21 protein-coding genes and 1 pseudogene are annotated in these 25,753 nt (G+C 74.1%); 11 read left to right on the forward strand and 11 right to left on the reverse strand.

The genetic code is table 11. The annotated features are described in order from the left end of the window. Positions 1-212 precede the first annotated feature (212 nt). The 3 genes from ACWDD9_RS16710 to ACWDD9_RS16720 all read left to right on the forward strand — a co-directional run bounded on the left by ACWDD9_RS16710 (position 213) and on the right by ACWDD9_RS16720 (position 5,222). On the forward strand, positions 213-1,391 hold the full coding sequence (locus tag ACWDD9_RS16710) for an ROK family transcriptional regulator (RefSeq protein WP_049651274.1): 1,179 nt from the start codon (positions 213-215) through the stop codon (positions 1,389-1,391). A 247-nt stretch (positions 1,392-1,638) separates the two neighbouring features. Beyond that, complete coding sequence (gene dxs / locus ACWDD9_RS16715) at positions 1,639-3,546, forward strand: 1-deoxy-D-xylulose-5-phosphate synthase (RefSeq protein WP_449811919.1); 1,908 nt, start codon at positions 1,639-1,641, stop codon at positions 3,544-3,546. Positions 3,547-3,695: 149 nt separating this feature from the next. After that, positions 3,696-5,222 (forward strand): ArnT family glycosyltransferase, encoded by a 1,527-nt coding sequence (locus ACWDD9_RS16720; protein ID WP_234348350.1) that lies wholly within the window; start codon positions 3,696-3,698, stop codon positions 5,220-5,222. A 151-nt stretch (positions 5,223-5,373) separates the two neighbouring features. Here ACWDD9_RS16720 and ACWDD9_RS16725 read toward each other — a convergent pair whose 3' ends face one another. The 5 genes from ACWDD9_RS16725 to ACWDD9_RS16745 form a co-directional block, all read right to left on the reverse strand. Then, positions 5,374-7,521: a 3-hydroxyacyl-CoA dehydrogenase NAD-binding domain-containing protein gene (locus ACWDD9_RS16725; protein ID WP_449811920.1), complete on the reverse strand. Its 2,148-nt coding sequence runs from the start codon at positions 7,519-7,521 to the stop codon at positions 5,374-5,376. A gap of 2 nt (positions 7,522-7,523) precedes the next feature. Next, a complete protein-coding gene (locus ACWDD9_RS16730) occupies positions 7,524-8,768 on the reverse strand; it encodes a thiolase family protein (RefSeq protein ID WP_449811921.1) in 1,245 nt (414 codons plus the stop codon). Between the two features lie 311 nt (positions 8,769-9,079). Further along, positions 9,080-10,321, reverse strand: coding sequence for a ribonuclease D (locus tag ACWDD9_RS16735; RefSeq protein ID WP_416874207.1), 1,242 nt, complete (start codon positions 10,319-10,321; stop codon positions 9,080-9,082). A gap of 245 nt (positions 10,322-10,566) precedes the next feature. After that, entirely contained in the window at positions 10,567-11,283 is a 717-nt protein-coding gene (locus ACWDD9_RS16740; RefSeq protein ID WP_049651279.1) for a response regulator transcription factor, read from the reverse strand. A gap of 320 nt (positions 11,284-11,603) precedes the next feature. After that, complete coding sequence (locus ACWDD9_RS16745; protein WP_074005620.1) at positions 11,604-12,266, reverse strand: DUF3000 domain-containing protein; 663 nt, start codon at positions 12,264-12,266, stop codon at positions 11,604-11,606. 235 nt (positions 12,267-12,501) lie between these two features. On the opposite strand from ACWDD9_RS16745, the gene hemE reads away from it, so the two are divergent. After that, a complete protein-coding gene (gene hemE / locus ACWDD9_RS16750) occupies positions 12,502-13,515 on the forward strand; it encodes a uroporphyrinogen decarboxylase (RefSeq protein WP_234348351.1) in 1,014 nt (337 codons plus the stop codon). 36 nt (positions 13,516-13,551) lie between these two features. Here hemE and ACWDD9_RS16755 read toward each other — a convergent pair whose 3' ends face one another. Together ACWDD9_RS16755 and ACWDD9_RS16760 are read right to left on the reverse strand one after the other, a co-directional pair. Then, a complete protein-coding gene (locus tag ACWDD9_RS16755; protein ID WP_049651282.1) occupies positions 13,552-13,992 on the reverse strand; it encodes a DUF523 domain-containing protein in 441 nt (146 codons plus the stop codon). Between the two features lie 24 nt (positions 13,993-14,016). Beyond that, positions 14,017-14,352 carry a hypothetical protein gene (locus ACWDD9_RS16760; protein WP_074005622.1) on the reverse strand — a complete coding sequence of 112 codons (336 nt, stop codon included), beginning with the start codon at positions 14,350-14,352 and terminating at the stop codon, positions 14,017-14,019. Between the two features lie 113 nt (positions 14,353-14,465). On the opposite strand from ACWDD9_RS16760, the gene hemG reads away from it, so the two are divergent. Continuing rightward, positions 14,466-15,899, forward strand: coding sequence for a protoporphyrinogen oxidase (hemG, locus tag ACWDD9_RS16765; RefSeq protein WP_449811922.1), 1,434 nt, complete (start codon positions 14,466-14,468; stop codon positions 15,897-15,899). Next, positions 15,896-16,621 (forward strand): hydrogen peroxide-dependent heme synthase, encoded by a 726-nt coding sequence (gene hemQ / locus ACWDD9_RS16770; RefSeq protein WP_117489931.1) that lies wholly within the window; start codon positions 15,896-15,898, stop codon positions 16,619-16,621. Before hemG ends, hemQ begins: the two co-directional genes overlap by 4 nt. A 66-nt stretch (positions 16,622-16,687) precedes the next feature. Here hemQ and ACWDD9_RS16775 read toward each other — a convergent pair whose 3' ends face one another. The 4 genes and pseudogenes from ACWDD9_RS16775 to ACWDD9_RS16790 form a co-directional block, all read right to left on the reverse strand. Then, the gene (locus ACWDD9_RS16775) at positions 16,688-16,996 is read right to left on the reverse strand and encodes a hypothetical protein (protein ID WP_449811923.1); all 309 of its coding nucleotides are present in this window, start codon (positions 16,994-16,996) and stop codon (positions 16,688-16,690) included. A 66-nt stretch (positions 16,997-17,062) separates the two neighbouring features. Continuing rightward, a complete protein-coding gene (locus tag ACWDD9_RS16780) occupies positions 17,063-17,845 on the reverse strand; it encodes a TIGR04222 domain-containing membrane protein (protein ID WP_049651285.1) in 783 nt (260 codons plus the stop codon). A gap of 89 nt (positions 17,846-17,934) precedes the next feature. Further along, positions 17,935-19,011, reverse strand: coding sequence for a TIGR04222 domain-containing membrane protein (locus ACWDD9_RS16785; protein WP_449811924.1), 1,077 nt, complete (start codon positions 19,009-19,011; stop codon positions 17,935-17,937). Between the two features lie 103 nt (positions 19,012-19,114). Beyond that, a pseudogene (locus ACWDD9_RS16790) lies at positions 19,115-20,403 on the reverse strand (DUF692 domain-containing protein). A gap of 327 nt (positions 20,404-20,730) precedes the next feature. On the opposite strand from ACWDD9_RS16790, the gene ACWDD9_RS16795 reads away from it, so the two are divergent. The 5 genes from ACWDD9_RS16795 to ACWDD9_RS16815 all read left to right on the forward strand — a co-directional run bounded on the left by ACWDD9_RS16795 (position 20,731) and on the right by ACWDD9_RS16815 (position 25,753). Further along, positions 20,731-21,690: a GNAT family N-acetyltransferase gene (locus ACWDD9_RS16795; protein ID WP_449811925.1), complete on the forward strand. Its 960-nt coding sequence runs from the start codon at positions 20,731-20,733 to the stop codon at positions 21,688-21,690. 220 nt (positions 21,691-21,910) lie between these two features. Then, the gene (locus ACWDD9_RS16800) at positions 21,911-22,921 is read left to right on the forward strand and encodes an MBL fold metallo-hydrolase (RefSeq protein WP_049651288.1); all 1,011 of its coding nucleotides are present in this window, start codon (positions 21,911-21,913) and stop codon (positions 22,919-22,921) included. Positions 22,922-23,028: 107 nt separating this feature from the next. Further along, positions 23,029-24,975 carry an ATP-binding protein gene (locus tag ACWDD9_RS16805; RefSeq protein ID WP_449811926.1) on the forward strand — a complete coding sequence of 649 codons (1,947 nt, stop codon included), beginning with the start codon at positions 23,029-23,031 and terminating at the stop codon, positions 24,973-24,975. Further along, positions 24,972-25,403 (forward strand): roadblock/LC7 domain-containing protein, encoded by a 432-nt coding sequence (locus ACWDD9_RS16810; RefSeq protein ID WP_049649591.1) that lies wholly within the window; start codon positions 24,972-24,974, stop codon positions 25,401-25,403. The genes ACWDD9_RS16805 and ACWDD9_RS16810 overlap by 4 nt, the downstream gene beginning before the upstream one ends. After that, entirely contained in the window at positions 25,400-25,753 is a 354-nt protein-coding gene (locus ACWDD9_RS16815; protein ID WP_049649592.1) for a DUF742 domain-containing protein, read from the forward strand. Before ACWDD9_RS16810 ends, ACWDD9_RS16815 begins: the two co-directional genes overlap by 4 nt.

Below are 25,753 nucleotides of genomic sequence, written 5' to 3' on the forward strand. Positions count from 1 at the left end.
CAGGCCCGGGCCGCGCAACACCTTCACCCCCCGATCACCCCGCCCCCACGCCCGCGCCCCCGCTCGCCGGCCCGCGCCGGGCGGCCGCCGTCCGCGCCCCCTGGCGCGCCCGCCCGCCGCAGCCGGGATCCCCGCCCGGGCCCCCGGGCCGTACCCTTCAGGAGTTGAAGGGGACGCCCGGCGGAGGGGTCCCCGCCCTGGGAGGGTGGATCATGTCGACGGACACACCGGGCTCGCAGTCGTCGCTGCACCGGGCGAACCTGGAACGGGTGCTCCGCGCGGTGCGGATGGCCGGCTCGCTGACCCAGGCCGAGATCGCCCGCGGCACCGGACTGTCCGCGGCCACCGTGTCCAACATCGTGCGGGAGTTGAAGGAGAGCGGCACCGTCGTGGTCGCCGACACCTCCTCCGGCGGCCGCCGCGCCCGCAGCGTCTCGCTCAGCGGGGACGCCGGCATCGTGGTCGGCATCGACTTCGGCCACACCCACCTGCGCGTCGCGGTCGGCAACCTGGCCCACCGGGTGCTGGCCGAGGAGAGCGCCCCGATCGACGTCGACGTCTCCGCCCAGCAGGGCTTCGACCGCGCCGAGGCGATGGTCGAACGGCTGCTGACGCAGGCGGGCTTCCGTTCCGACAAGGTGATCGGCGTCGGCCTCGGCGTGCCCGGCCCGATCGACGTGGAGACCGGCGCGCTCGGCTCCACCGCGATCCTGCCCGGCTGGACGGGCATCGCCCCGGGCCGGGAGCTGGCCGAGCGGCTCGGCATGCCGGTGCACGTGGACAACGACGCCAACCTGGGCGCGCTCGGCGAGCTGGTCTGGGGCGCCGGCCGCGGGCTGAGCGACCTCGCCTACATCAAGGTCGCCAGCGGGGTCGGCGCCGGGCTGGTGGTGAACGGCCAGATCTACCGCGGCCCGGGCGGTACCGCGGGTGAGATCGGGCACATCACCCTGGACGAGGCGGGGCCGGTCTGCCGCTGCGGCAACCGTGGCTGCCTGGAGACCTTCGTCGGTTCCCGCTACCTGCTCTCGCTGCTCGCCCCCACCCTCGGCCAGGACCTCAGCCTGCCCCGGGTGGTCGAGCTGGCCCAGCAGGGCGACCTCGGCTGCCGCCGGGTGATCGCCGACGCGGGCCGGCAGATCGGCACCGGCGTCGCCACCCTCTGCAACCTGCTGAACCCCCGCCGGGTGATCCTCGGCGGGGACCTCGCCGAGGCCGGTGAGCTGGTGCTCGCCCCGATCCGGGACTCGGTGGCCCGGTACGCGATCCCGAGCGCGGCCCGTCAGCTCTCGGTCGTCCCCGGCACCCTCGGCGGCCGGGCCGAGGTGCTCGGCGCGCTGGCCCTGGTGATGAGCGAGATGGGGGAGTCGGGCGCGCTGGGCCGCGCCTGACACCGCCGTCCGGCCCGCCCGCGTATTCAAACGCCTGTACGTCAACCTGAGGTGACCCGGCTTCCCGGCCCGACCTCCCGGAATGGCGGTAACCGAACGGTGGCACCGGGCGCGCCGCTTGGTGTCCGGCAGGCGGACATTAGACTCGACCGGTCGCCACCGGCCGGACCGTCGGACTGCCGCCGGGCCGGGCAGCGACGCCCGTCGGACCGTCCGTGGTCCGCGAACACTGAACGAGGAGGAACGGGTGGCCCTGCTGACCCGCATTCGGGGACCGCGCGATCTCGACCGGCTCACGCCCGGACAGCTGGCCGCACTGGCCCAGGAGATCCGGACCTTCCTGGTGACCGAGGTCTCCAAGACGGGTGGCCACCTCGGGCCCAACCTCGGCGTGGTGGAGCTCACCATCGCGCTGCACCGGGTCTTCGACTCCCCGCGCGACCGCATCCTCTTCGACACCGGCCACCAGAGCTACGTCCACAAGCTGCTCACCGGCCGCCAGGACTTCTCCCGGCTGCGGATGAAGGGCGGCCTGTCCGGCTACCCGTCCCGGGCCGAGTCCGAGCACGACGTGATCGAGAACTCGCACGCCTCCACGGTCCTCTCGTACGCCGACGGCCTGGCCAAGGCCAACCAGATCCTGGGCAAGAACGACCCGGTCGTCGCGGTGATCGGCGACGGCGCGCTCACCGGCGGCATGGCCTGGGAGGCGCTCAACAACATCGCCGACGCCAAGGACCGTCCGCTCGTCATCGTCGTGAACGACAACGAGCGCTCGTACTCCCCGACCATCGGCGGCCTGGCCAACCACCTCGCCACCCTGCGCACCACCCAGGGCTACGAGCGCTTCCTGTCCTGGGGCAAGGACGCGCTCCAGCGCACCCCGGTGGTCGGCCAGCAGCTGTTCGAGACGCTGCACGGCGCCAAGAAGGGCCTCAAGGACTTCATCGCCCCGCAGGGCATGTTCGAGGACCTCGGCCTCAAGTACATCGGCCCGATCGACGGCCACGACATGGCCGCCCTGGAGTCCGCGCTGACCAAGGCGCGCGGCTTCGGCGGCCCGGTGATCGTGCACTGCCTCACCGAGAAGGGCCGCGGCTACCACGCCGCCGAGAACAACGACGAGGACCGCTTCCACGCGGTCGGCAAGATCCACCCGGAGACCGGCCTGCCGATCACGAGCGGCGGCGGCCGGAGCTGGACCTCGGTCTTCGCCGAGGAGATGGTCGCGCTCGGCCACGAGCGCGAGGACATCGTCGGCATCACCGCCGCGATGCTCCACCCGGTGGGCCTGGCCCCGTTCGCCGAGGCCTTCCCGGACCGGATCTTCGATGTCGGCATCGCCGAGCAGCACGCCGTCACCAGCGCCGCCGGCCTGGCCACCAACGGCCTGCACCCGGTGTTCGCGGTCTACGCGACCTTCCTCAACCGGGCCTTCGACCAGGTCCTGATGGACGTCGCCCTGCACAAGCTGGGCGTCACCTTCGTCCTGGACCGGGCCGGCGTCACCGGCGACGACGGTGCCTCGCACAACGGCATGTGGGACATGTCGATGCTGCAGATCATCCCGACCCTGCGGCTGGCCGCCCCGCGCGACGCCGACCAGGTCCGCGCGCAGCTGCGCGAGGCCGTCGAGGTCAAGGACGCCCCGACCGTGGTCCGCTACTCCAAGGGCACGGTCGGCCCGGCCGTCCCCGCGGTCGGCCGGATCGGCGGCATGGACGTGCTGCGCGCCGCCGAGGAGCCCTCCGGCGCCCACCGCGCCGACGTGCTGATCGTCTCGGTCGGCGCGATGGCCCCCACCAGCCTGGAGGTCGCCGACGTGCTGGCCGCCCAGGGCGTCACCGCCACCGTGGTGGACCCGCGCTGGGTCAAGCCGGTGGACGCGGCCCTGCCGGGCCTGGCCGCCGAGCACCGGGTGGTCGTCACGATCGAGGACAACGGCCGGGTGGGCGGCGTCGGCGCCGCCGTGGCGCAGGCGCTGCGGGACGCGGACGTGGACCTGCCGGTGCGCGACTTCGGCATCCCGCAGGAGTTCCTGGACCACGCCAGCCGGGCCGAGATCCTGGCCGAGATCGGCCTGAACGCCCCGGACATCGCCCGAAAGGTGACGGCTCTGGTCGCCAAGCTGGACGCGGCGCCGGTCAAGGCCTGACCGGAGGCCGTCCGGGGGAGCGGTCACCCGTTCCGCAGACGACCGTTTGTCGTAACTCCGTAACAGTTCGTCACGGAACAAGCTGACAATCGCACTGAAAGGCGGGACCGGCGCCACCGGCGCCGATCCCGCCCGGTAGGTTGTCACCCGTGCCGACCCCCACCCGCCTCCGCCTCACCGGACTGGCCGAGCGCCTGCCCGAGCGCGTCCGTACCCGTGTTCTCACCGGGTACTGGACCAGGCTGGTGCCGGTGCTCGCGCTGGTCGCGCTGCTCACCCACATCCCCTCCTTCGCCCGGCCCGTCTGGAGCCCGGACGAGGGCTTCCTGGCCACCCAGGCCCGGATGCTGGCGGACGGCGGGGTGCTGTACGACACCGTGGTGGACCGCAAACCACCGCTGCTGCCCTGGCTCTACCAGGCCTGCTTCGCGGTCTTCGGCTCCGCCTCGCTCTGGCCGCTGCGCACCCTGGCGGTGGTGGCCCACCTGGTCACCGCGATCCTGCTGGCCTCGATCGCCCGCGGCCGCTGGGGCAACCGGGCCGGGGCCGGGGCCGGACTGCTCTACCTGCTGGTCTCCATCGGGCTCTCCCCGGAGGACACCCAGGCGGCGACCTTCGAGGTCTTCATGCTGCCCGCCATGGTGGCCGCCTTCCGGTACGCCGAACGGCGCCGCTGGCTGGCCGCGGGCATCGCGGTCGCCCTCTGCTCACTGACCAAGCAGACCGGCGGCGCGGTGCTGCTGCCGGTGCTCTGGATGCTGTTCCAGGACGCCCGCCGGCGCGGGGTGCGCTGGCCGCCCGCGCTGTTCAAGATCGGGTTCGGCTTCACCCTGCCGATAGCGCTGGTCGCGGTGATCCTCACCAAGCCCAAGGGCTTCCTCTTCTGGGTGGTCACCGGCAGCGGCGACTACGCCTCCTTCGGCGGCGCCTGGCTCCAGATGCTCGGCCGGGCCTTCGGCAACTCGGCCATCCTGGCCGCGGCCGGCCTGGGCTTCCTGCTCCCGGTCGGACGCCGGCTCTGGCTCAAGCACCGCCACCGCCCGCTGCCGGTGGCCGGCGAGGAGCACGGCTCGACCACGGACCTGTGGGTCTGGCTGCTCTCCTCGGTCGTCGCGGTCAGCGTGGGCTTCCACTTCTTCGGCCACTACTACCTCCAGCTGATCCCGCCGCTGGTGCTGCTGGGCACCGGGGCGGTCGCCACCTCGGCGATCCGCTGGAAGCCCGTCCTGCTGTACACCACGGCCGCCGCCACGGTGTTCTGGAGCCTGGCGCTGGCCTGGCCGGGGGAGCGGCTCAACCGCACCACCGAGGTCGCCACCGCCGTCGCCGCCCAGACCACCCCCAAGGACACCGTGCTGGTCTGGGGCATGCACCCCGAGCTGTACTGGCTGGCCGACCGCAAGCCCGCCACCCGCTACCTGACCGCCGGCTTCCTCACCAACTACAGCGGCGGCAAGGACGGCAACCAGAACGTCGGCGAGCAGTTCAGCGTCTCCAACGCCTGGCAGACCTTCGACAAGGAGCTGGCCAACGGCCTGCCCGAGGTCGTGGTCGACGACTCCGGCATCGCCCCGTACCAGCCGGTCATGGTCCCCCGGATCGAGAACCTGCTGGACACCCACTACGAGATGGTCGGCGTCTTCGCCGACACCGTGGTGTACCGCCTCAAGCACTGAGGCGGCCCGTACCCGGATTCCTCGCGGCAACGCCGTACACACGAACTCCTGGCGGAAACGCCGTACACGCCGCGTCCGGGCGGCAGCCCCGTACACACGGAGGAGCCCCGGTGACCAGGCGGTCACCGGGGCTCCGTGTTCGGGTGCTGCGTTACGCGGGCACCGAGGCCACGCCGGGGGCGAGGAAGGCCTTGCCGTTCACCCGCTCCGAGACGCCCTCACGGTCCAGGTACGGGGTGATCCCGCCCAGGTGGAAGGGCCAGCCGGCACCGGTGATCATGCAGAGGTCGATGTCCTGCGCCTCGGCGACGACACCCTCCTCCAGCATCAGGCCGATCTCCTGCGCCACGGCCTCCAGGGCGCGGGCGCGGACCTGCTCCCCGGTGAGCACCGAGTCGCCGAAGGTCAGCAGCTCCAGCACCTCGGGGTCGAGGACCTGTTGGCCGTCCGTCCAGGTGTAGAAGCCGCGCTTGCCGGCCTTGACCACCTTGGCGAGGTTCTCGGAGACGGTGAACCGCTCCGGGAAGGCGCCGTGCAGGGTCTCCGAGACGTGCAGGGCGATGGCCGGGCCGACCAGCTCCAGCAGCACGATCGGGGACATCGGCAGGCCGAGCGGCTCGACGGCCTTCTCGACGTCGGCGATCGGGGTGCCCTCGTCGATGATGCCCTGGATCTCGCCCATGAAGCGGGTCAGGATCCGGTTCACCACGAACGCGGGGCGGTCCTTGCAGAGCACCGAGGTCTTCTTCAGCTTCTTGGACACCGCGAAGGCGGTGGCCAGCGAGGCGTCGTCCGTCGAGTCGCCGCGGACGATCTCCAGCAGCGGCAGGATCGCGACCGGGTTGAAGAAGTGGAAGCCGACGACCCGCTCGGGGTGCTTCAGCTTCGAGGCCATCTCGGTGACCGACAGCGAGGAGGTGTTGGTCGCCAGCACGCAGGTCGGCGAGACCACGTTCTCCAGGTCCGCGAAGACGGCCTGCTTGACGCCCATCTCCTCGAACACGGCCTCGATCACGAAGTCCGCGTCGCCGAAGGCGGCGGCCTTGTCCAGCGTGCCGGAGACCAGGCCCTTGAGCCGGTTGGCCTTGTCCTGGCCGATCCGGCCCTTGCCGAGCAGCTTGTCGATCTCGGCGTGGACGTAGCCGACGCCCTTGTCCACGCGCGCCTGGTCGATGTCGGTGAGGACCACCGGCACCTCCAGACGGCGGGCGAACAGCAGCGCCAGCTGCGAGGCCATCAGACCGGCGCCGACGACGCCGACCTTGGTGACCGGGCGGGCCAGCGACTTGTCCGGCGCGCCGACCGGGCGCTTGGCCCGGCGCTGCACCAGGTTGAAGGCGTAGATGCCGCTGCGCAGCTCGCCGCTCATGATGAGGTCGGCCAGGGCCGCGTCCTCGGCGTCGAAGCCGGCCTGCAGGCTGGCCTTGTCCGCGAGGTCGAAGTCCTTGGCGGCGGCGATGATGTCCAGCGCCCTGTAGGCGGCCGGAGCGGCGCCGTGCACCTTGGCGTCGGCGACCATGCGGCCCCAGAGGACGGCGTCGTCCCAGGCCTTGCCGCGGTCGATCGCCTCGCGCTCGACGACGACGTCGCCCTTGACGACCTTGGCGGCCCAGAGCAGCGACTGCTCCAGGAAGTCGGCCGGCTCGAAGATCGCGTCGGCGATCCCCAGCTCGAACACGTCCTTGCCCTTGAGCTGCTTGTTCTGGTTCATCGAGTTCTCGACGATGACCTTGACGGCCTTACCGGCACCCACCAGGTTCGGCAGGATGGTGCAGCCGCCCCAGCCGGGGACGAGGCCGAGGAAGACCTCGGGCAGCGAGAAGGCCGGGACGCCCGCCGACACCGTGCGGTAGTCGCAGTGCAGGCCGACCTCGACGCCGCCGCCCATCGCCGCGCCGTTGTAGAAGGCGAAGGTGGGGACGGGCAGCGTGGCGATCCGCTGGAAGACGTCGTGGCCGCCCTTGCCGATGGCCAGCGCGTCCGCGTGCTCCTTGAGCAGCTCGACGCCCTTGAGGTCGGCGCCGACCGCGAAGATGAACGGCTTGCCGGTGATCGCGGCACCGACGATCGTGCCCTCGGCGGCCTCGGCCGCGACCTGGTCCAGCGCCTCGTTCAGCTTGAGCAGCGAGCCCGGGCCGAAGGTGGTCGGCTTGGTGTGGTCGAAGCCGTTGTCCAGGGTGATCAGGGCCAGCCGGCCGGCCTGCAGCGGCAGGTCGAGGTGGCGGACGTGCGCGGTCGTGACGACCTCGCCCGGGAAGAGCTCGGCGCCGCGGGTCAGCAGCTCGGTGGTGTTCGTCATGGTCACTTACCACCCTCGAGCTCGGTGTTCTGGGTCGCTCCGCTCCAGTGGGGGTTCTCCCAGATGATGGTGCCGCCCATGCCGAAGCCGATGCACATCGTGGTGAGGCCGTAGCGGACGTCCGGGCGCTGCTCGAAGCGGCGGGCCAGCTGGTTCATCAGGCGCACGCCGGAGGAGGCCAGCGGGTGGCCGAAGGCGATCGCGCCGCCGTACGGGTTGACCCGCTCGTCGTCGTCCGCGATGCCGTAGTGGTCCAGGAAGGACAGGACCTGGACGGCGAAGGCCTCGTTGATCTCGAAGGCCTGGATGTCGTCGATGGTCAGACCGGCCTTGGCCAGCGCCTTCTCGGTGGCCGGCACCGGGCCGATGCCCATGACCTCGGGCTCGACGCCCGCGAAGGCGAAGGAGACCAGGCGCATCTTGACCGGGAGGCCGAGCTCCTCGGCGACGTCCTCGGCAGCCAGCAGCGAGGCGGTGGCGCCGTCGTTCAGACCGGCCGAGTTGCCCGCGGTGATGTTGCCGTGCGGGCGGAACGGGGTCTTCAGGCTGGCCAGCGACTCCATCGTGGTGCCCGGGCGCAGCGGCTCGTCCACGGTGGCCAGGCCCCAGCCGGTCTCGCCGACCTCGGGGTTGGTGTTGCGGATCGAGATCGGCACCAGGTCGGGCTGGATGTCGCCGTTGGCGTACGCCTTGGCGGCCTTCTCCTGGGAGCGCACGGCGTAGGCGTCGCAGCGCTCCTTGGTCAGGTGCGGGAACCGGTCGTGCAGGTTCTCCGCGGTCATGCCCATGAACAGGGCGGACTCGTCGACCAGCTTCTCGGAGACGAAGCGCGGGTTCGGGTCGACGCCCTCGCCCATCGGGTGGCGGCCCATGTGCTCGACACCGCCGGCCACGACCACGTCGTACGCGCCGAAGGCGATGCCGCCGGCGGTGGTGGTCACGGCGGTCAGCGCGCCGGCGCACATGCGGTCGATCGCGTAGCCGGGGACGGACTTCGGCAGGCCGGACAGCAGGGCGGCGGTGCGCCCGATGGTCAGGCCCTGGTCGCCGATCTGCGTGGTGGCCGCGACGGCGACCTCGTCGATGCGCTCGACGGGCAGGTTCGGGTTACGGCGCACGAGCTCCCGGATGCACTTGACGACGAGGTCGTCGGCGCGCGTCTCGTGGTAGATGCCCTTCGGGCCTGCCTTGCCGAACGGGGTGCGGACGCCATCGACGAAGACGACGTCCCTCGCGGTACGAGGCACGGGGGCTCTCCTCCCAGGGACCAACATGACGATTGGGCGGGCTGCCGCCGTCGAAGACCCGAGCGGCGCCGCATCACCGCCATGCTACCCGCCGGTAACCAACCTGCCCAGGCCCCTCGGAGGGATCCGACCATGTGTCCCCCGACACGTTCCCCGGCCCGTCCGACCAGGAGCGTCGTTCCCGGGCGCGGCGAACGGTGCGACGAACGGGTACGACGGGCGGGCGCGACGGACGGGTACGACGAAGGGGATGTCACCCGTACGGATGACATCCCCTTCCACGTGTTGCCGTGATCGGTCCTGGAGCGTGATCAGTCCTGGGCCGCGGCCGCGGCGAACGCGGCGGCCACCGCCGGCGCCACCAGGTCCACCTGCCACTGCCGGGCGCCGAACCCGCGCAGCGCGGCGGCCACGGCCTCGGGGCCCGGCTCGGTCGGCGGGTGCCAGCAGACCCGGCGGACGGTGTCCGGGGTCATCAGGTTCTCGGCCGGCACGTGGTACCGCTCGGCCAGCTCGCTGATCGCGGCGCGCGCGCCGGACAGCCGGGCGGCGGCCACCGGGTCCTTCTCGGCCCAGGCCCGCGGCGGCGGCGGTCCGTCGTGCGGCGCGGTGGCCGGCGGCAGCATGTTCTCCGGGATCTCCCGGGCGCGCTGCACGGCCGCCAGCCACTGCTCCAGCTGGCGCCGGTGCACCCGCGGGCCGAAGCCCTGGACGGCCTGCAGGGCGGCGATGTTCAGCGGCATGGCCAGCGCGGCGTTGACGATCGCCGCGTCGGCGAGCACCCGGCCGGGGGAGACGTCGCGGTCCTGCGCCATCCGGTCGCGGACCAGCCACAGCTCGCGCACCACGGCCAGCTGACGGCGGCGGCGGATCTTGTGCAGCTGCGAGGTGCGGCGCCACGGGTCGTTGCGCGGGCCCGGGCGGGGCGCGGCGGCGATCGAGGCGAACTCCTCCATCGCCCAGCCGAGCTTGCCCTGGGCGTCCAGCTCCTGTTCGAGTGCGTCGCGCAGCTCGACCAGCACCTCGACGTCCAGAGCGGCGTAGCGCAGCCACGGCTCGGGCAGCGGGCGGGTGGACCAGTCGACCGCGGAGTGCTCCTTGGACAGGCTCAGCCCGAGCACGTTCTCGGTCATCGGCCCGAGGCCGACCCGGGCGAAGCCGGCGATCCGCCCGGCCAGCTCGGTGTCGAACAGGCGCTGGGGTCTCATGCCGACGTCGGACAGGCAGGGCAGGTCCTGGCTGGCCGCGTGGACGACCCACTCGGCGTCCTCGACGGCCTTGCCGAGCGCACTGAGGTCCGGGCAGGCGATCGGGTCGATCAGGGCGGAGCCGGAACCCGCGCGGCGCAGCTGGATGAGGTAGGCGCGCTGCCCGTAGCGGTAGCCGGAGGCCCGTTCGGCATCGACGGCCACCGGTCCGGTGCCCGCGGCGAAGGCGGCGACGACGGCGCCCAGCGCCTGTTCGTCCGCCACGACGGGCGGGATCCCCTCCCTCGGCTCAAGGAGCGGGACCGGGGCTGCTTCTTCTGGGATGGCTGCTACGGCGTCGGTCACCCCCCAAGGGTACGACGGTCCTCGCGGCCGGGAGTGTTGTCGGACTGGTCAGACTGTTGATCGCCCGGGGGCGGCCCGCCCCGCTCCAGGGCGCGGTTCGCCCGTCGCGGGCCCTCCGGGGGTGACGGGAGTTCGGCGGCGGGAGGTTGACGACGGGAGTTCGACGGCGGGCCCCGGAACAGCGCCGCGGCGGCCGAGGAGGAAACGTTCCTCCTCGGCCGCCGCAGCGGTCCGGAGCGTCCGGCTCAGTGGATGATGCCGGTGCGCAGCGCGACCGCGACCATGCCGGCGCGGTCGCCGGTGCCCAGCTTGCGGGCGATCCGGGCGAGGTGGCTCTTCACGGTGAGCGCCGACAGGCCCATCGCCACGCCGATCGCCTTGTTGGACTGGCCCTCGGCGACCAGCCGCAGCACCTCGACCTCGCGGCCGGAAAGCTCGCGGTAGGCGGCCTGCTGCGCGCCGGGCGCACCAGGGGCTCCGGGGGCGCCCGGCGCTCCGGCCGCGCCCGGCATGCCCGGCATCCCGGGGCGGCGCATCCGGCCGGCCAGCCCGGCGGCGCCGAGCGGCATCCCGGGGCGGCCCGGCATCGCGACGTTCGTCCGGGTGCCGGTCACCACGTATCCCTTGACGCCGCCGGCCAGCGCGCTGCGGACCGCGCCGATGTCGTCGGCGGCGGACAGCGCCAGGCCGTTGGGCCAGCCCGCGGCGCGGGTCTCGGCGAGGATGGTCAGCCCGGAGCCGTCCGGGAGGTGGACGTCGGCGACGCAGATGTCGCGGGGGGTGGAGACCCGTGGGCGGGCCTCGGCGATGGAGGACACCTCGATCACGTCCCGGACACCGAGGGCCCACAGGTGGCGGGTGACGGTGTTTCGGACACGGGGATCGGCGATGACCACCATGGCGGTGGGCTTGGTCGGCCGGTAGGCGACCACGTTTGCGGGGTGCTCAAGAAGGACCGACACCAGGCCTCCTGCGGGGAGTGGCGGACGGAACCCCGATGGGGGCGGTCGGAGTGTTCCGCGTTGGGAAAGGGTCACAGACTGCTTCGGCAGCATCCGTGCCCGGCTTTAGCGAAAGATCACGATCTAGTGAGTAACAATACGGACAAATCGCGCAAATGATTGATGCGACATGCCTGGTATTCGCACAAAATCGATCAGATTCGGTGCCGATCGGTCGGTATCGACCGATGAATTGACGCAGAGCGGGTCCGAAGTCACACTCCGTCAGCCCTGGGGGTGGCGTCCGGCCCCCGGGTGCCGCCGGAGCCGCACACCACCCGTCAGTGCGACCGCGGGCGTCGCCGGGCCGGCATCGGGACCACTCCACCGAGTGAAGGAACCTCGGCGGGACCCTGCGGAGCCGGCGCGGCCGGCGGCAGGCCGGCGCTGACGCACAGCAGGTCCCCCCAGGCCGCCAGGTGCCGCTCGAAACGGCCGTCGGCCGGGGTCCAGGAGGCCCGGATCTCGATCTCCGTCGAGGACGGGCGGTCCGCCAGGCCCCCGAAGTACTGGGAGGAGGCCAGCGTCACCGTGCCGGACGGCTCCGCGAACCCGGCGGCGTGCGCCTGCAGGGAGTCCAGCAGCCAGGCCCAGCCCACCTCGGAGAGCATCGGGTCCCCGGCCATCTCCGGCTCCAGCTCGGCCCGGGTCATCGTGACCACCCGGAACTCCCCGTTCCAGGCCTCCTGCCCGGCCGGGTCGTACAGCAGCACCAGCCGGCCGTCCGCCAGCTCCTCGCCGTCCACCTCGACCGAGGCGGTCACCGCGAACGAGTACGGGGCGAGCCGGCGCGGCGCGGGCGCGGGGGAGAGCTGCACCTCGGGCCGCAACCGGGCCCCGTCCAGGGCCGCCACGGCCGCCCGGAACTCGCTCGGCGCCCCCTCGCGACCCGCTCCGCCACCTGCTCCGCCACCCTGTGCGGGGTGCCCTCCGACCGCTGCCATGTCCCGAAGACTAGGTCGAAGAACGGGGTTATCGCCGCAACTTCTCTCCCAGCGGCGTGCCGGAACGGCAAACCCGGACAGATCTTGGAGGAACCGACGAGACCGGCCGGGAAACCGGGCCCGGCACGCGTGCGAAGATTTGACGGTGAGCGAGACTACGGCAGACAGCACGGCGGCCACCCACGACGGCCCGACCACCCCCGGGCGCCGCGGCGCCGCGCACGACTCGGCGTTCCTGCGCGCCTGCCGGCACGAGCCCGTGCCGCACACCCCGGTGTGGTTCATGCGCCAGGCCGGCCGCTCGCTGCCCGAGTACCTGAAGGTCCGCGAGGGCATCCCCATGCTGGAGTCCTGCATGCGGCCCGAGCTGGTCAAGGAGATCACCCTCCAGCCGGTGCGCCGGCACAAGGTGGACGCCGCGATCTTCTTCAGCGACATCGTGGTGCCGCTCAAGGCCGTCGGCATCGACGTCGACATCAAGCCCGGCATCGGCCCGGTCATCGCCGACCCGATCCGCACCGCCGAGGACCTGAAGCGGCTGCGCCCGCTGGAGCCCGACGACGTCCCCTACATCACCGAGGCCGTCGGCCTGCTGGTGGACGAGCTCGGCGAGACCCCGCTGATCGGCTTCGCCGGCGCGCCGTACACGCTGGCCAGCTACCTGATCGAGGGCGGCCCGTCCAAGAACCACGAGAACACCAAGGCCATGATGTACGGGCAGCCCGAGCTGTGGGCCGCCCTGGTGGACCGGCTCGCGGACATCACCTCGGCCTTCCTCAAGGTGCAGATCGAGGCCGGCGCCTCCGCGGTCCAGCTGTTCGACTCCTGGGTCGGCGCCCTCGCGCCGGACGACTACCGCCGCTCGGTGATGCCGTCCAGCACCAAGGTCTTCGACGCCGTCGCCGGGTACGGCGTGCCGCGGATCCACTTCGGCGTCGGCACCGGCGAGCTGCTCGGCCTGATGGGCCAGGCCGGCGCCGACATCGTCGGCGTCGACTGGCGGGTCCCGCTGAACGTCGCCGCCGAGCGGGTCGGCCAGGGCAAGGGCCTCCAGGGCAACCTCGACCCGGCGGTGCTGTACGCGCCCACCAAGGTCGTCGAGACCAAGGCCCGCGAGGTGCTGCACGCCGCCCAGGCGCTCGGCACCAGCGGCCACATCTTCAACCTCGGCCACGGCGTGCTGCCGTCCATGGACCCGGACGCGCTCAGCCGCCTCGTCGCCTTCGTCCACGAGGCCAGCGCACGCTGACCTCAGGGCGGTGGGCCCCCGGACTCCGGGGGCCCACTACCCGGCCGTGACCTCGATCCCGGCCCGGCGCAGCAGCGCCGCCGTCACCCCGTCACCCGGGCGCAGCTCCCCGGAGAACGTCCCGTCGTACACCTGACCGCAGCCGCAGGACGGGCTGCGCGCCATCAGCACCGCCCGCCGGGCCCCCGCCTCCTCGGCGGCGGACAGCGCCGCCCGGGCACCGGCCAGGAACTCCGCGGTGCAGTCCGCGCCCGTCGCGTCCACCACCCGGGCCCGCCCGTCCAGCACGTCCGCGCCGTCCCCGCCCACGATCTCCGCCGGCGGCCGCGGCGTGGGCAGCCCGCCCGCCCCCTCCGGGCACACCACCACGGCCCGCCCCTCCTCGACCAGCCGCACGGCGCCGTCGGAGGTCTTCGCCCGCCCGTCGTACCGACAGGGAATCCCGGCCAGACACGCACTCACCACGATCGGTTCCATGCGGTGGAGCCTACGGCGGCCGGCTCACTCCTCGAAGAGCTGGTCCCTTCGCATCGTGAACTCCCGCCGCCCGCACACGGTTTGGAGATGGTGCGGCTGCCAGATGGACACCGTGACGACCTCGTCCGCGCGCCCGGCGGCCGGGCCCAGCACGGTGCAGTCGATGTCGGCCGGGAACGGGAACGGCGAGTCCGCTTCGATCCACGCGCCGGGCCCGAGGGCCTGGTCCGTCCCGAACATCGCGGTCTTCCCGATGATCGACCACCGTCGGCCGTCCGCGTCCGTGAAACAGACCTCCACCACCCCGGGCTGCGGCTCGTCGTCCACCCACCGGACCGCCTCGCCCCACAGGTACACCACAGGGCACCCTCCTCTCGGTCGGGACCGTACCGGGAGCGACGGTCACCGGCCTGCTCTTTTCGGGTGTGCAGCGGATTGAGGGTCCGGTGTAAGGGTCTGCGAGACTGCGGAGCATGTCGGATGCACAGGTCGTCGTCGTCGTCGGTGGTGGGATCGCGGGGCTGGCTGCGGCCGCCTTCCTGAGCGGGGCGGCCGGGGGGCCGGCGCGGGCGCGGGTGACGGTGCTGGAGGCGTCCGGGCGGGTCGGCGGGAAGCTGTGGGGCGGGGAGGTCGGCGGGGTCCGGGTGGACCTCGGGGCCGAGTCGGTGCTGGCCCGGCGGCCGGAGGCGGTGGAGCTGGCGCGGGCGGTCGGGCTCGGCGGGGAGCTGGAGCCGCCGACCACCGCGAAGGCCGCGATCTGGACCCGCGGCGCGCTGCGGCCGCTGCCCGGCGGGCAGGTGATGGGCGTCCCCGGTGACCTGGAGGCGCTGGCCGCCTCCGGGGTGCTGACCGACGAGGGCCTGGAGCGGGCCCGGCACGAGCGGAGCACCGAGGTCGGCGACGACGTCGCGATCGGCCGCTACGTCGCCGACCGGCTGGGCCAGGAGGTGGTGGACCGGCTGGTCGAGCCGCTGCTCGGCGGCGTCTACGCGGGCCGCGCCGAGGAGATCTCGCTGCGCGCCGCCGTGCCGCAGCTGCTGTCGATCGCGCGTGACGGCGGCTCGCTGGTCGCGGGGGTGCACGAGCTGGCCTCGCGGCCGAAGGTGGTCGGCACCCCGGTGTTCCAGGGCCTGCGCGGCGGTCTCGGTACGCTGCCCGGCGCGGTCGCCGCGGCCTGTGTGCGGGCGGGAGTGGACCTGCGCACCGACGCCCCGGTGGACGAGCTGCGCCGCACCCCCGACGGCTGGCGGGTGGTGACCGGCGGCGAGGTGCTGCACGCGGATGCCGTGGTGCTGGCCGTCCCGGCGCCCGCCGCGGCCCGGCTGCTGCGCGAGGACGCCCCGGCGGCCGCCACCGAGCTGGACGCCGTCGAGTACGCGGGCATGGCCCTGGTCACCCTGGCCTTCCGCCGCGCCGACCTGGCCGAGCCGCCGAGCGGCAGCGGCTTCCTGGTGCCGCCGGTGGACGGGCGGCAGATCAAGGCGTCGACCTTCTCCTCGAACAAGTGGGGCTGGCTGGAGCGCTCCGCGCCGGACGCGTTCCTGCTGCGCACCTCGCTGGGCCGGTACCGCGAGGAGGAGGCACTGGGGCTGCCGGACGAGGAGCTGGTGGCGCGGTCGCTGGCCGATCTCAGGGAGGCGATCGGGCTGACCGCCCGGCCGTACGACACCTTCGTCTCGCGGTTCTCGGCCGGTCTGCCGCAGTACCCGGTGGGACACCTGGACCGGGTGGCCCGGGTACGGGCGGCGGCGGGGCGGGTGGGCAAGCTGGCGCTGTGCGGCGCCGCGTACGACGGGGTGGGCATTCCGGCGTGCATCGGTTCGGCGGCCGCCGCCGCGGCCGCCGTCGACAGACTGCTGACCCCGGCGACCGGGGAAGGTTCCACGGAGAGGACAATGGGCGCATGACTGAGAGCGTTGAGCGGGAGCCGGAGCAGCGGCCCGAGAAGAAGAAGGCGCGCGACCTGAACCAGGTCATCCGCTACACCATGTGGTCGGTGTTCAAGCTCAAGGGCGGCCTGCCCGAGGACCGCACCGCCCTGGCCGCCGAGGTGGACGAGCTGTTCGCGCAGCTGGACGCCAAGGACGTGACTGTGCGCGGTACGTACGACGTCTCCGGTCTGCGTGCGGACGCCGACATCCTGGTCTGGTGGCACGCCGAAGACTCGGACGACCTCCAGGAGGCGTACAACCGCTTCCGCCGCACCGGCCTCGGCCGGCTGCTGGAGCCGGTCTGGTCGAACATGGCGCTGCACCGCCCGGCCGAGTTCAACAAGTCGCACATCCCGGCCTTCCTGGCCGACGAGCGCCCGCGCGACTACGTCTGCGTGTACCCGTTCGTCCGCTCCTACGAGTGGTACCTGCTGCCGGACGCCGAGCGGCGCGCGATGCTCGCCGAGCACGGCCAGATGGCGCGCGGCTACCCGGACGTGCGGGCCAACACGGTGGCCTCGTTCGCGCTCGGCGACTACGAGTGGCTGCTCGCCTTCGAGGCGGACGAGCTGCACCGGATCGTCGACCTGATGCGCGACCTGCGCCCCTCCCGGGCCCGGCTGCACGTCCGCGAGGAGGTGCCGTTCTTCACCGGGCGCCGCAAGCCGGTGAGCGAGCTGCTGAACGGCCTGGTCTGATGAACGGCCTGGTCTGAGCGACCCGGCCGGAGCGGCCCACGGCTCCCGGAGGCCGGTTCCCCCGTGTCACACGGGGGAACCGGCCTCCGTGCCGTCGCGGTCCGGTCGCGGACCGGCGAACTCGCGCAGCACGGAGGTGTAGTGGTCGCCGAGGCCGACCCGGGTGACGTCGCGGAGCCGGTACTTGGTCGGCTCCGGGTACCAGCGCGCCTCGGTGTCGACCTCGTGCAGCCGCAGTGAGCGGGGGCGCAGCCCGGTGACGGTGCCGAGGACGAAGCCCTCCAGCCGGTCCGCGCCGGGGAGGGTCCGGTGCAGCCGGACGAGCCGGCCCTCGGCCCGGGCGCGGTCGAGTACGGCGTGGTGGTGCTGGTCCATGGGCGGGAGTCTGCCCTGGTGGGAGGGGTCGGCGCCGAGCGGGCGGACCGGCCACAGGCCGCCGCCCTAGCCGCGGTGCGGGCGCAGGGCGGCGCGGAGCCGGGCGTCGGGCAGGGCGGCGGGGCCGTTCATGGCGACGGCGGTGAGCAGTTCGCGCTCCTCGTCGTCGGCCAGGCCGCGCTGGCGGGCCGGGCGGACCTCGCGCAGCACCTCCTGCCCGATCGGGGAGGCCCAGCGGGTGTACGGGTAGACGTCGACGCGGGCCATCAGCAGGGTGCCGGAGGTGAGCACCAGCGGCAGCGAGAACCAGGCGAGCGGGGCGAGGGTGTCACCGCCGGTGAAGCCGTCGAGGGCCAGCGAGGCGGCCAGCAGGAGCAGGGACAGCAGCAGCGCGTGCCGGACCTGCCGGATCACCACCACGGTGTTGCGCTGCACCAGGGCCGGGGTGGCCAGGCCGGCCAGGGCGAGCCGGGCGCCGATCTCCAGCACGTTGGGGTGCTCGGCGACCGCCTGGCGCAGCTCGTCGGTGCGGCACTGGCCCTCGGGGCCGACGGTGGCGATGACCGCCCGCTCCAGGCGGCTGCGGCCCCTGGGGTCGACCACGGTGGTCCAGCCGGTGTGCGCCAGGTGGAGCCGTCCGCGGCCGGCCATCAGGACGAGGGCGAGTTCGACCACCCGGCCCGGGCCGCCGGCCAGGTAGGCGGTCTCGTACAGGCCGATGCCCACGGCTTCGGGGGGCCGCAGGCCGCTCTGGTCGGCGAGGGCGTCGGCGGTGGCGGTCATCCGGACCAGTCGGACGCAGGACAGGACAGCCGCGACACAGGCCGGTATGAGGAACAGCAACCACATGGGCTTGTTGTATGCCTGTGCCGACTGCGCGCGGAACGCCTTCCCGGTTCGCGATACCGAACTGTGACTTCCGCCGGGTGCCGCCGGAGTCAGGAGCCGCAGCCGCCACCGCCGCAGCTCGACCCGCAGCTGGAGGACGACGAGGAGCCGCAACTCGACGAGCTGGAGCCGCAGCTGGAGGAAGAGGAGCCGCAGCTCGACGAGGAGGACCCGCAGCCGGACGAGCCGCAGCCGGACCCGGAGGAGCCGGAGGAACCGGAGTCGGAGGAGCCGCACCAGGCGGAGGAGCCGCCGTCGGAGCCGGAGGAGCAGGAGGAGGACGACGACGAGGACGAGGAGGTCGCGGAGCCGTTCGCGGCGGTGGCCTGCCGGAAGAACTCCTCGTCGTCGGTCGACGCGGCCAGCATCGCGGCCTCCAGCTCCGGCTCCCCCAGCCCGGCGGCGGCGAGGCCGCCGAGCGCGAGCGCGCCCAGCAGCGCGCCGCCGGCCAGCCGGGGCGACACCCCGGCATTGGGCTTCCACGGCCCCTGCATCAGGGACAGCTGGCGCTGCCCGGCCGGGGTGATCCGGCTCTTGACGAGCGGGGTGACGAGCAGCGAGACGACGCCCACGATCAGCAGGATGACCGGGATCCAGAGCTTCGGGCGCTCGTGGCCGGCGGCGCCGTCGTCGAGCAGCGGGGCGGCCACCATGGAGGCCGCCACCAGGAGCAGCGCGAGCCAGAGCAGCCGGCGGGCGGTGCGGGCCCGCCGCAGCCGCTCGGGGCGGCGCATCAGGCCGCGGTCGGCGAGCCGGTCGCCGATCTCCTGGACGGCGGTGGAGCGCATCACGGTGCGGCGCAGCGGGCCGAGCTGACGGCTCCCGGTCGATCCGACGGCGTCCTGGACGGCCTTGTCGACGGCGTCGTACGGCTTGGCGCCGGTGAGCGTGACCAGGCCGGAGCGGCTGACCACGGCCTGCTCGCTCATGTGCATCCGGACCAGGGCGGTGTCGAACACCCGCGCCGGACCGCCGGACAGGAACGCGGTGTCGAGCAGCGGCAGGCCGCGGCCGGGCAGGCCCTTGGCGTACCGGACCTGGCCGATGCGCTGCCGGGTCCGGACCGCGTGGACCGCGGCGGCCGCCAGCAGGACGGCCGGGACGATGAAGTAGCTGTTGTGCCACATGGGCGGTTCCCCCCGAGGTGGTGATGGTTCGTCAGGGCCCGGTGGCCCCGCGGTCGCCGACGGCCGGCCGGGTGTCCGACAGTCGACGGCTGCCGGCTACCGGCTACCGGCGCAGGGCCCGGCGCAGGCGGGTGAGCGGGCCCGGCGGTCGTACGGGGGCCGGGTGGAGCCACTGCTCCAGGGCCCGGCGGTGGTCGGCGGCGAGCGGGCCGCCGTCGGTGAGCACCCACTGCGCGAAGGCCCGGGCGTCGGCCCGGTAGCCGCCGGTCTGCGGGTGGGAGCGGGCGTAGTCGAGGAAGAGCGGCCCGTACCCCGCCCCGAGCGTACGGGGCAGGTCGGGGGCCACCTTGGCGGTGGTGTCCCGCCGCTTGGCGGCCAGGCCGGTGGACTGGGCGCGGACCTGGCGTTCGTCGAAGCCGGGCGGGACGGGGCCGCCGGCCACCAGGGCGGCCAGCAGCTCCTCCTGGCGCCGGGCCAGGCGCCGCCGGGCGGCGGCGAGGTCCTGGTCGGCGGTGTCCCGCGCGGTCCCGGTCAGGTCGGTCATCGCCGGGTGCTCCCCTCCAGCACCCGGCGGATGGCGTCCAGTTCACCGGCCAGCTCGCTGGGCGGCGGGAAGTTGGCGTCCCGCTCCAGCAGGACCCCGGGCGGGGCGGTCCGCGCGCACAGCTCGGCCAGCACCTCCAGCACCGGCTCGGTGACGGGGTGGGCGTGGGTGTCGTGCCAGACGCCGTCGACCAGGGTGCCGCCCGCGACGTGGACGTAGGCGAGCGCCTCCAGCGGCAGGCGGTCGAGCTCGGCGGCCGGGTCGATGCCGAGGTTGACCCGGTTGGTGTGCAGGTTGGCGACGTCGATCAGCAGCCGGACGCCGGTGCGCTCGACCAGCTCGGCGAGGAACTGGCCCTCGGTGAACTCGTCGTCCGGCCAGGCGAGCTGGGCGGCGATGTTCTCCAGGGCGAGCGGCACCGGCAGCTGGTCCTGGGCGATCCGGACGTTCTCGGCGATCACCCGCAGCGAGTCCCGGGTGCGGGGGACGGGCAGCAGGTGGCCGGCCTCCAGGCCGCCGGCCCGGACGAACGCCAGGTGCTCGGTGACCAGCGGGGAGCCGAGCGCCAGCGCGGCCTCGGCGAGCCGGGCGAGGCGGGCGGGGTCGGGCAGGTCGGCGCCGCCGAGGCCGAGGCCGACGCCGTGCGGGACGACGGTGACGCCGCGTCCGCGCAGGACGGTCAGGGAGTCGGGCAGGTGGTCGGCGCAGATGTTCTCGGCGACCACCTCGACCCAGTCCAGGCCGGGCTGGCGCTCGACCACGGTGTCGATCTCGCCGCGCCAGCCGAGGCCGACGCCCAGGCGGGGCGCGGCGTCCCGGGAGGCGGTGTCCCGGGGCGCGGTCGCCAGCGGTGCGGCGTCCTGGGGCGCGGTGTCCCGGGGTGCGGTGGCCAGGGCAGGGGAAGTCATCGGTTCGCCCCCTTCGGAGGGCCGGGTGGGAGGGCCGTCGACCGGTGCGGCGTCGTCGCCGGACCCGTGCGGCCGTGTTGCTGAGGATGTCCCCGGGTGGGGTGGCTGCCAAGCCTCACCCGGTCTTCTCAGAGCATTATTTGAGCATGTCGTTCCGGTCGTGAGGGACTTGGGTCCCGAGCCCGGGCCGTCCCCCGCAGGTGGGGGTGCCCTCCGGCGGATAAATCGGAGGCGTCGGGCGGGTGGGCGCGGCTAGCGTGGGAATCCATGACTTCTTCGAATTCCTCCCCCCTGACGATCCGGGACTTCCGCCCCGGGGACGCCGAGGCCGTGGCCGCGGCCCACCGGGCCGGGCGCGAGCACCTGGTGCTCTCCGCCGAGACCCTGCTCTGGCTGAACGGCCGGCCGAGCCCCGAGGAGCACTTCCGCACCTTCGTCGCCGAGCTGGACGGCCGGGTGGTCGGCGCGGTGCGCTGCGGGGTGGTGCTCGGGACGTCCGTCGCGGGTGTCGGCTACGCCAACGGCAGTGTGCTGCCCGGGTTCCGGCGGCGCGGCGCGGCCACCGCGCTGCTGGCCGCGGCCGAACGGCACCTGGTCGGGCGCGGGGTGACGGAACTGCACACCTGGATGGACGACGAGCCCGCCTCGGTGGCCTTCGCCACCGCCCGGGGGTACCGGCTCGGGCGCACCATGCAGTTCGCCGGACGGGACCTGGCGCTGCCGCTGCCGCCGGCGCCCGTACTGCCGCCCGGCGTCGAGCTGCGCCCGGCCGCGGACTGGGCGGCCGACCCGCACCCGGTGTTCCTGGTCGAGGCGGACGCCATCCTGGACGAGCCCGGCAGCGAGGTGCCGATGGACGCCCTGGAGTACGAGGACTGGCTGCGCGACGACTGGAACCGGCCGGACCGGGACCTGGCCCTGAGCGTCGTCGCCGTGGTGGACGGCCGGCCGGCCGCGTTCAGCATGGTGCAGACCGACGGGGTGGACCGCTACTGGTCCGCGTTCACCGCCTGCCACCGGGAGTTCCGCGGCCGCGGGCTGACCAAGTCGGCCAAGCTGGAGTCCCTGCGGCTCGCCGCCGCGGCGGGCCTCCGGCACGCGTACACCAGCAACGACACGACCAACGGGCCGATGCTGGCGATCAACGCCTGGCTGGGCTACGAGCGCTGCGCGGCGGAGCGCAAGGGGATCAAGCGGCTGGGGCGGCCGTCGGAGCAGGGGGCCTGACGCCGCCGGGCCGCGTCCCCGGACGCGGCCCGCGCCCGCACCTGTAGCCGTGCCCGTTTCGCCCCCGGTTTCGCAGTGGCGGGGGCCGGGCCACTTCGGCCAGATGTGGTCCAGACCACGTGGGACGAATCGGGACAGCCCGGGCTGCTTCGGGCGCGAAGTGGCTTGAACTGTAATGGTTTTGCTCCACTCCTGTCACGACCTGGGCATAATCGCGCACATGACGATCAGCCGTGCGAACGTGAGCGCGATTGCCGAGGACCTGTACGTGTGGCTCCCGCCGAAGCGGGGGTGGGGCCTGGCCAACTGCGGCCTGCTGGCCTCGGAGACCACCGCGCTCTGGATCGACACGCCGTACGACCCCTCGATGGCCGGGGAGTTCCTCGCCGCGAGCCGGCGGCTGCTGCCGGACGGGGTCGGGGTCGACCGGGTGGTCGTCACCCACGCCAACGGGGACCACCTGTGGGGCGCCGGGGTGCTGCCGGACGCCGAGGTGATCGCCACCCGCGAGGCGCTGGAGCACATCCACTGGGAGCCCACCCCGCAGCAGCAGCACGCGCTGGTCACCAACAGCGACCCGGACTCGCCGCTCGGCGGCTACCTGAAGGAGCACTTCGGGCAGTTCGACTGGTCCGGCACCGAGCCGGTGCGCCCCGACACCGTCTTCACCGGCGAGCTGGAACTGACCGTCGGCCGCTACCCGGTGCGGATCACCAGCCTGCCCGCCGCCCACACCGGCGGCGACCTGCTGGTCCACCTCCCGCACCAGCGCGCGGTGTTCACCGGCGACGTGATCTTCTCCTCGACGCCCGAGCAGCCCGGCGACCACCCCTCGCACTGGGCCGGACCGCTGGAGAACGTCATCGGCGCCTGCGAGCAGGCCCTGGCCACCGGCGCGGAGATCTTCGTCCCCGGCCACGGCCCGGTGCTCGACCGCGACGGCGTCCGCGAGCACATCGGCTACCTCGCCTACGTGCGCGAGCGCGCCCACGCCCTGCACGCCGCCGGGATACCCGCGCTGGACGCCGCCCGGCGGGTGATAGCCGAGCAGCGCCACCCCGAACTCGGCCTGCCCGAGCGGCTGGTGATCACCGTCGCGGCCGAGTACCGGCACCTGGACGGCTCGGCGGCCCCGGGCGCCCTGGAGGCCCTGGGCCAGGTCGCCCTGGTGGCCCGGGAACTGGCCGAGGACGAGGCCCGCGCCCAGCGCCCGCGCACTGCCCGGCCCTGACCCCGCCAGGGCCCGGTACCGCCCGGTCCTGATCCCGTCCGGCCCCGTCGCCCGGTCGTCCCGGCCGCACCACCCGGTCCACCCCGCAAGCACCCCCGAGGACTTCGATGACGCAGATCGCGCTGATCGTCCTGGCGCTGGTCGCCGCCGCGGCCGCGGCCGTGCTCGCCCGCGGCCGGGCCGTCGCCGTCACCCGGGCGACGGCCGCCGAGACCGCGCTCGGCCGGGGCGAGGAGCGCGCCCGGACCGCCGAGGGCCGGCTCGCCCGCGCGGAGCAGCAGCAGCGCGACGCGCAGGAGGCCGCCCGGCGCTCCGCCGAGGAGGCCCGGCGGGCTGAGGAGCGCACCCGGGCCGCCGAGGACAGCGTCCGCGAGGCGCAGGAGGCGGCCCGGCAGGCGCAGGACACCGTCCGGGACGCCATGCAGCAGGGCTCCGCCGCGACCGCCCGGGCCGAGCAGGCCGAGCGCGCGCTCGCCGAGGCCGAGGCGCGCGGCACCGCGCTGCTCGCCGAGATCGGCCACCTCGCCCAGGAGCGGGTCGCCGCCACCGCCGTACGGCTCACCCACGGCAACGCCCCGCTGGTCGGCCCGCTGGACCCGCAGGCCGTCGGCCCGGAGGCGGTCCGGGCGCTGCAGGGCGTCCTGGACGCCGCCCAGGCCGCCCTCGCCGACGAGCGCGAGCGGGTGGACGCCGCCGCCCGCGCCGCCATGCGCGGCGCCACCTCCCGGATCCAGACCCTGCTGTACCAGATCCAGAGCCTGGTCCAGCGGCTCCAGCACGAGAACGACGACCCCCGGCTGCTGGAGGTCGACTTCCGCAACGAGGTCGCGCTGCGCCGGATCCAGACCATCGCGGTGCTCTGCGAGGCCTGGCCGGGCCTCGCCCGCACCGACTCGCCGCTCGCCGAGGTGGTCGTCGGCGCGCTCTCCCGGGTGCCCGGCTACGCCCGGATCAAGGTCGCCAACCACCTGCGCGAGCAGCGCCTCGCCGTGGTCGCCCGGGCCGCCGAGCCGATCGCCGTCACCATCGCCGAGCTGCTCGCCAACGCCACCGCCTGCTCCCACCCGGAGACCGACGTCCCGGTCACCGTCCAGCAGGGCGGCCGCGGCGCGCTGGTGATCATCGACGACAGCGGCATCGGCATGGACGAGGACCAGCTGCGCCGCGCCCGCCGGCTGCTGGCCGGCCCGCCCGACATGCTGCTCACCGAGCTCGGCAACCCGCCCAAGACCGGCTTCGCGGTGATCGGCAAGCTGGCCCGCCAGTACGGCTTCTCCTGTCACATCGAGCCCTCGCCGTACGGCGGCATGCGGACCATCCTGCGCATCCCGGCCGCGCTGGTGACCGTCGTGGACGACGAGCAGCCGCTGTCGGTGCTCACCCCGCTGCCGCTGCGGGCCGGCTCCGGCCCGGCCCCGGCGCCCACCGTCGCGGCCGTCCCGCCGATGCGCGACGCGGACGAGCAGGACGGCCCGCGGCTCGCCGACCGCCACAACCAGCCGGGCCCGCACCCGGCCCCGGCCATCCGCGTGGTGCCCGACCCGGTCGCGGACGGCCCGGTCGCGGACGGCCCGGCGGGGGAGGGCCAGGCGGGTGCGTCCGTCCCGGCCGAGCCCGGCCCGGACGCCCCCGCGACGGACACCCCCTCGACGGACGCGTCCGCGGCCGACGACGGCACCGGCCTGCCCACCCGGCGCCGCCGCCGTCCGCTGGTCGCCGAGCAGCCCGCCGCCGTACGGCCGGCCGCCGCGAAGCCCGCTCCCGCCCGCGCGGCCGCGCGCACCCCCGAGCAGGCCGCCGCCCACTGGCAGGCGCTGCAGCAGGGCACCGACTCCGGCCGGGCCGCCGTGGCCCGGGCCGAGCGCGAGGAGGCCGCCGGCGCCGCACCCGGCCGGACCGCCCCCGGAAACAGCGACAGCACCACCGGCACGACCGGCACCACCGGCATGAGCGCCACCGGCGGCAGGACCGCCACCACCCCCGGCGACACCACCGCCGACCGCGACCCCGGTGACCCGAGCACCGGTCCGACCTCAGAAGGAGCCGAGCAGTGAGCAGCACGCCCAGCCCGACCGCCACCGACGAGATCTCGTGGGTGCTGACCCCGCTGCTGGAGCTCCCGGGGGTGCTGCACGCCGTCATCGCCACCGGGGACGGCCTGGTCGAGGGCGCCTCGGACGGCCTGGAGCGCGCCTCGGCCGAGCGGGTCGCCGCGATGACCGCCACCGTGCACGCCGCCGCCCGGGCCTTCACCGCCGCGTTCACCGACGTCGAGCGGCCCCGGCTGGCCCAGACCGTGGTGGAGTCCGACCTCGGCTACGCCGTCGTGGTGCCCGCCGGGGAGAACACCTCGCTCGCCGTCTTCACCTCGCCGGACGCCCAACTCGGCAACGTCGCCTACCAGATGCAGCTGCAGGTCGCCGCCCTCGGTCGCGCGCTCGCGAGCCCGACCCGGCGGCAGGACGACGACGTCCGGTCATGACCGCCGTCCCCCGCAGGCGGATGGTGCCCGCCTACCTGGCCACCGGCGGCCGCAGCCGCCCCGGCACCAAGGGCTTCGAGCGGCTGACCGTGCTGTTCGCCGACCGCGCGGACCCGCCGGAGGCGCTCGACCCCGAACACCGCCGGCTCTGGGAACTGCTGCGCCCCGGCGCGCTGACCGTGGTGGAGGCCGCCGCGCACCTGAGCCTGCCGGTCAGCGCCACCGTCTTCCTCGCGGCCGACCTGGTCGAGGCGGGCTGCCTGCACGCCCGCGCGCCGATCCCGCGCGCCCAGCAGACCGACCGCTCCATCGTCGAGAGGCTCCTCGTTGGACTCCGTGCGCTCCGGTGA

Source organism: Kitasatospora sp. NPDC001119 (assembly GCF_053598475.1).

Excerpts from the sequence above, each read along its gene's own strand:
- ACWDD9_RS16710 (WP_049651274.1), top strand. The coding sequence starts at position 213 with ATGTCGACGGACACACCGGGCTCGCAGTCGTCGCTGCACCGGGCGAAC.
- ACWDD9_RS16725 (WP_449811920.1), bottom strand. The coding sequence starts at position 7,521 with ATGACGAACACCACCGAGCTGCTGACCCGCGGCGCCGAGCTCTTCCCG.
- ACWDD9_RS16745 (WP_074005620.1), bottom strand. The coding sequence starts at position 12,266 with ATGGCAGCGGTCGGAGGGCACCCCGCACAGGGTGGCGGAGCAGGTGGC.
- ACWDD9_RS16755 (WP_049651282.1), bottom strand. The coding sequence starts at position 13,992 with ATGGAACCGATCGTGGTGAGTGCGTGTCTGGCCGGGATTCCCTGTCGG.
- hemG (WP_449811922.1), top strand. The coding sequence starts at position 14,466 with ATGTCGGATGCACAGGTCGTCGTCGTCGTCGGTGGTGGGATCGCGGGG.
- hemQ (WP_117489931.1), top strand. The coding sequence starts at position 15,896 with ATGACTGAGAGCGTTGAGCGGGAGCCGGAGCAGCGGCCCGAGAAGAAG.
- ACWDD9_RS16775 (WP_449811923.1), bottom strand. The coding sequence starts at position 16,996 with ATGGACCAGCACCACCACGCCGTACTCGACCGCGCCCGGGCCGAGGGC.
- ACWDD9_RS16780 (WP_049651285.1), bottom strand. The coding sequence starts at position 17,845 with ATGTGGTTGCTGTTCCTCATACCGGCCTGTGTCGCGGCTGTCCTGTCC.
- ACWDD9_RS16785 (WP_449811924.1), bottom strand. The coding sequence starts at position 19,011 with ATGTGGCACAACAGCTACTTCATCGTCCCGGCCGTCCTGCTGGCGGCC.
- ACWDD9_RS16795 (WP_449811925.1), top strand. The coding sequence starts at position 20,731 with ATGACTTCTTCGAATTCCTCCCCCCTGACGATCCGGGACTTCCGCCCC.
- ACWDD9_RS16800 (WP_049651288.1), top strand. The coding sequence starts at position 21,911 with ATGACGATCAGCCGTGCGAACGTGAGCGCGATTGCCGAGGACCTGTAC.
- ACWDD9_RS16805 (WP_449811926.1), top strand. The coding sequence starts at position 23,029 with ATGACGCAGATCGCGCTGATCGTCCTGGCGCTGGTCGCCGCCGCGGCC.
- ACWDD9_RS16815 (WP_049649592.1), top strand. The coding sequence starts at position 25,400 with ATGACCGCCGTCCCCCGCAGGCGGATGGTGCCCGCCTACCTGGCCACC.